We start from the raw sequence: 210 nt of genomic DNA, 5'->3' as shown, positions 1-210 counted from the left end.
GTTGGATTCTCGTGTGTGATACACACAACTCAAAATTACTGCTTCTTCCCAGATTGGTCGCGTTGCCAAGCAACGTGACAACCCTCTTTGCCTGATGACCATAGCGAGTCGGTCCCACCCCTTCCCATCCCGAACAGGACCGTGAAACGACTCTACGCCGATGATAGTGCGGATTCCCGTGTGAAAGTAGGTAATCGTCAGGCTCCCTAA

Annotated in this window: 1 rRNA gene; it reads left to right on the top strand. The window is 51.9% G+C overall.

Annotation, left to right across the window (positions count from 1 at the left end):
• Positions 1 to 90: 90 nt before the first annotated feature.
• Positions 91 to 203: ribosomal RNA gene (gene rrf / locus U4012_RS35790) — 5S ribosomal RNA — on the top strand.
• Positions 204 to 210: the final 7 nt, after the last annotated feature.

It is taken from the genome of Burkholderia sp. BCC1988 (assembly GCF_905339895.1).
Classification (GTDB): Bacteria; Pseudomonadota; Gammaproteobacteria; order Burkholderiales; family Burkholderiaceae; genus Burkholderia.
The sequence above is the reverse complement of the archived record's forward strand: the minus strand, read 5'-3'. Positions and strand labels throughout refer to the sequence as shown.